Origin of the sequence: Ferroplasma sp., from assembly GCF_037442045.1 — an archaeon.
Taxonomy (GTDB): domain Archaea; phylum Thermoplasmatota; class Thermoplasmata; order Thermoplasmatales; family Thermoplasmataceae; genus Ferroplasma.
Map to the genome: position 1 here is coordinate 1 of NZ_JBBIRC010000068.1, position 4,890 is coordinate 4,890.

Annotated in this window: 5 protein-coding genes and 1 pseudogene; 4 read left to right on the top strand and 2 right to left on the bottom strand. The window is 31.9% G+C overall.

The features are described from left to right. Window positions 1-219: pseudogene (locus tag WKI77_RS07200) on the bottom strand (hypothetical protein); the annotation flags it as partial. A 121-nt stretch (window positions 220-340) separates the two neighbouring features. Here WKI77_RS07200 and WKI77_RS07205 point away from each other — a divergent pair. Next, entirely contained in the window at window positions 341-670 is a 330-nt protein-coding gene (locus tag WKI77_RS07205) for a hypothetical protein (RefSeq protein ID WP_337861150.1), read from the top strand. A gap of 297 nt (window positions 671-967) precedes the next feature. Then, on the top strand, window positions 968-1,345 hold the full coding sequence (locus WKI77_RS07210) for a hypothetical protein (RefSeq protein ID WP_337861151.1): 378 nt from the start codon (window positions 968-970) through the stop codon (window positions 1,343-1,345). A gap of 146 nt (window positions 1,346-1,491) precedes the next feature. Here the strand turns inward: WKI77_RS07210 and WKI77_RS07215 are convergent, their stop codons facing one another. Then, the gene (locus tag WKI77_RS07215) at window positions 1,492-2,445 is read right to left on the bottom strand and encodes a phospholipase D-like domain-containing protein (RefSeq protein ID WP_337861152.1); all 954 of its coding nucleotides are present in this window, start codon (window positions 2,443-2,445) and stop codon (window positions 1,492-1,494) included. 142 nt (window positions 2,446-2,587) lie between these two features. On the opposite strand from WKI77_RS07215, the gene WKI77_RS07220 reads away from it, so the two are divergent. Continuing rightward, window positions 2,588-3,745 carry a DegT/DnrJ/EryC1/StrS family aminotransferase gene (locus WKI77_RS07220; protein ID WP_337861153.1) on the top strand — a complete coding sequence of 386 codons (1,158 nt, stop codon included), beginning with the start codon at window positions 2,588-2,590 and terminating at the stop codon, window positions 3,743-3,745. 4 nt (window positions 3,746-3,749) lie between these two features. Further along, on the top strand, window positions 3,750-4,829 hold the full coding sequence (locus tag WKI77_RS07225; protein ID WP_337861154.1) for a CBS domain-containing protein: 1,080 nt from the start codon (window positions 3,750-3,752) through the stop codon (window positions 4,827-4,829). The last annotated feature ends 61 nt before the right edge of the window (window positions 4,830-4,890 follow it).

The following is a 4,890-nucleotide window of genomic DNA, read 5'->3' on the forward strand; positions in this document are numbered from 1 at the left end:
TAAATAAGGATTATAGTTGGATTTGACTGCAAAATGTATTTTTATTTTTATCTTATCGAATGCCTTTTCAAGCCTTGCCATGTTTGCTTTAATTCTTGCTATATCATAAACTATTAAGGGCGTACCATATTTTTCAGAAATATCTTTTATATTATTTCCAGCAAATTTAGAACTGTTGCATGAAAGCCCGGGATAATTATTATCAGTTTGATCGGACATAATAGGATAATGCAAACAACTGCTTAAACGTTAATCTTATAAAAAAATTTTACATTCCTATATATATTTTGTTTATTATTGCTTGACTTAAATACTATATAGTGGTAAAATATAAATGGTTATGTCAGAAAAAATGTTGATAATAGTTATTTCTGGGGAGAAAGACAAAACAAAAGCAATTATGGGCCTGAACCTTGCAAATCACCTTAATGATGAAACTAAGGTTATCTTATTTGGTGAGAGTGAAAAATTGGTAGCCTCCGATGATAAAGATATAAAAGAGCTTATTAAAAATCTTCAGGAAAAGGGAATTATACCAATTGCGTGCAGTGGCTATGCTGAAAAAAATAATATTGATGGCAAATTAAAAGAATTAAAACTTGAGATAAAACCAATATCCACAGTTATAAGCGACTATGTAAATAAGGGTTATATCCCGTTAACATTTTAATCGGATACAATTATACTATTTTATAGAGAATTCAATATTATTTTTATATTATTGAATATTATCTTTTCAATTAATTAATTTTTTGAGATATTGATTCTTTAAAAATATAATTGAGATAAAGTAACAAAAATCTTCCTGTGGCATATTTTTTTAAAAAATTGTAAATAACTCTTATCTTAGCAACTTCGGTGGTAGAAATATCAAAAAACTAATAAAATTGATATTAAAAATAATAATTTATTATGAACATATTCATTGTAATAAATACAAATTAATATAAAGCACTGTTATAGTTTTATGTCATGTTCCAGGTTATTTAGTTTTAATGATTTCGTTGAAAGTTTTAAGAGGGGAGAGCTTGACAGCCTTTATCTTGTGAAAACAGTTTCAATGACTTATACAGGATTAATCAGATCTGTTAGCGAGGATTCTCTAATAATGGACCTTCCATTAAAATTTTATGCAGGGCAAAATGTAATTTATACGCCAGTTATAATAGCAAAGGAAGAAATAGTATCTATAAAGCAAGTTCCGATAAGTGATTGTGCAACAATAGAAACTAAAAACGGGACGTTTTCTGGAGAAATTGAAAATGTTTATTCAAACCGAATGATAATAAATAGCAAAAAAGGTCCCGTAATTTTATATTACCAGGATTTTCTGGACGTAGAATAAAAGGTGTGACCTTAAAAACTTTTGAATATACTGAATAACCAAATTTATAATAATCAGTTTAGTGCCATTATAACCACTGTTAATGCAGTTCAGTAAATTCCGTACCTATTTGTAAATAATTTGAATAGGAGCTGAATGCAATGCTTTTATTTTGCAGTTTTTTTGGCATATTTTTTATTTCTTGTTACAGGTACTGATTTTGCCAGCTTCAAACTCCGCTTGGCTTTCCTCCAGTCGTGCGAAAACTTATTTTTTAAAGCTGATACTCTGTAAAATCCAGTCAAAATTATTCCTGTTTCACGATTTCTGTTCAGGCTAGATTTTGTAAAATTTTCAGAACCGATAAATGCCTTTTTACCAGCAATCATCTTTGCATGCATATACAACTTTTCAGCAGGCATATATTTTACCTTTACTCCATGTTTTTTAAGTTGTTTTAAGCTGGCTATATCAGTGGAAGATACTGTGCTGGGCACAATAAGCTTTACATTTTTCCCTTTATCCATAAGCACTTTCAAAATTTCTTTGTCGTCTCCCATTTCTTCAGTTTCTATCAACAATTTTCTTTCCTGAAAAATAAAATCACTTAGAACTTTTTCTGATCCTGGGGAAACAATAAGGTATTTGCGTGGTATATCGCCAGCTGCTTTATTATTAAAATCAGACAGGAATATCGTTTTAAGGGATTTAATAACATTTTTATTGGTTGTTATTGTAAAGTATTCTCTATTTTTGGAGAAAGCTGCTTCCGTAAAATTTGGAGTCCCCACTTCGGCCTGCCGTTCAGAAACCATATATTTTGCATGGTCAAACACATTCGGCTTTTCAAACCTGTTCGGAGCTATTTTTACCATTGCACCTGTCTTTTTCAGATCATTAATTTCATCGTGTGTCCCATCGTCTCCATTAATGCCGTAAGGGCGACCATCAACCATTAAACGAACATCGATCTTTTTTTTAACTGCTTCCTCTACGCATTTTAGTATTTCAGGGTCATCCAACAAATATGAATTTATATAAAGGAATTTTCTGGATTTTTTTATCAATGAAGTTAAAGGCTTTAATCCGTCGTCAGGTTCAGCATAAATTCTGTAAGACATAGCATGCCATATAAAAACACTTTAATTAATCTTTCTATCCTTAATACATGATTCAAAATGCATTATAAAGTAATCATGGCCTTCCTTTAAATTACAGGGCTTTCACCAATAAATATATAACAAAGTTAAACAATATCCAAAAATGAATACACAGGCACTTATTGACAGATACGATAATTATAGAAGCGGCACATTGAATCTGCAGGCATCAGAAAATATTCTCAGCCCAAATGCAAGAAAAGCCCTTTCATCTGATATGGCAGGCAGGTATTCCCTCAGTACTGGTAATTACAATGCCTACGGTGGAACAATATATTTTGATGAGATCCTTCAGCTTCTAAAGAATAATGTGAACAATCTTTTTGGGAGCAAATACTGTGAACCCAGGCCACTGAGCGGGCACATAGCTGCAGAGATATCTCTATTATCTATCCTTGGAAGAAACAGGAATGTTATGGCAATTTCAGAGGAAGATGGAGGGTATCCTGGATACTCTGGCAAACATCTTGATCGTGTGCTGGGATATAATTTCTATAAGGCGCCATGCAATAATTTCGATTTAGAATATGATGCAATGGAAAAAAGCATTAAAGACCTGAAGATAGGTACAGTTATACTTGGCCAGTCCATGTTTATAAAACCATATGATATGAAAAGAATCCATGAAATATCTGAAAAATATAATTTAACCATTCTTTACGATGCTTCACATGTCATGGGCCTGCTTGCCGGCAAAGTATTTCAGCCTGATGCCCTTAAATATTCTGATGTAGTCTATGGATCAACACATAAAACATTTTTTGGCCCTCAGGGCGGGATTATAATGACCAATAATCATGAAATAGCAGAGAAAATCGATGAAAATACAATTTTTAATACCATGGATAATATAAATCTTTCCAGAATAGCCTCGTTATCAATAGCTGTTGAAGAAATGTTAAAATTTGGAAAACAATATGCTAAAGCAGTTATTAATAATACTGAAAATCTTTCAAAGAATTTAATAGCCGATGGTTTTAAACTTTTGCCAGGAAGTGAACACAGCAAAACTCACCAGCTACTCATCGATGAAAGTTATTTGAAGAATAAAAAGTATGATTACCGTACTTTTTCCGAGGAACTAGAAAAACATATGGTTATAATTGACAGATTTGGAAGAATAGGCACACAGGAAATAACAAGGTGCGGAATATCAGATATGGGTCTTGTGGCAGATGTAATTTCAGGCATAAGCAATAAATTAAATAAGACTGAAGAAATTAACAGATTGATAAGCGAAAAAAAGCTTAAATTCTGGTGATACAATGAATGTAGCAGAAATAATGAAAAAGGATCTTATTACAATAGATAGCAATGCAAAGATTTCTGAGGCTCTTTCCAAAATGAGGGAAAATGATATACAGCAACTGCCTGTCATGTTGGATAACAAATATGTAGGCATGCTCACATATAAAAATATTTTAAGGAGAGGAAGCATCAGAACAAATTCAAGAGTATACAATTTCTCAATAATTGCACCCAAAATCAGTCAAAATTCAGATGTTATGGAGGCTGTTAAACTATTAATGGAAAGCGGACTGAATTCTATACCGGTTTTTGAAAAAGAAAAACTGGTTGGGATAGTTACAAGGATGGATATTATAAGGAATATTAATGAGATACACCAGGCGCCAGAAAAAACAAAAAATTTTGAAATAATGACGGCTGATGTAATATCTGTAGATATAAATGAGGAGATAGAAGAATCATCCCAGAAAATCAGAACACTTGATGAATATGAAATTCCGGTTACAAACAAAGGAAAACTTGCAGGAATTTTAAGATTGAAGGAAATAATAAATAATATAGTCATGGACAAGCAAAAAATAAGCTACGGTGAATTCACATCAGGAAAATCAAAGGTGGAAATAGTGGCATCTTCGCTTATGGATAACCCCATTAGCAGTACAGAGGATGCTACTATTTCCGAAACAGCAGCACTCATGGTAAAAAACCATTTACATGTTATACCAATAACCGATAATGATTCTAAAATCACTGGAATTGTTGGAATTACTGATATATTAAATTCTATAAAAACTGGATCAGAGGAGGGATTTTATATAGAAATATCCGGATTGGAAGAACAGGATAGGGACCTCTATGATATAACATATTTCATGGCAGACAAGTTTCTTGAAAACATATCAAGAATTATAGGGAATAATGGAAAATTAATGTTCTATATCAGGAAGTACAAAGCTGAAGGAAAGGGTAAATATTCAATCAGGACAAAGCTCATCACACCAAAAATGCATATGGAAGACGATGGCTCTGGATATAATTACGGCAAGTGCCTGAGCTCTATTTTGAGTAATTATGAAACCAGAATTAAGGGCAAATAATTTTTTATTAATAACTCATAAAAATTTTATATTTTAATAATTAATGATCGGTTTCTTTACA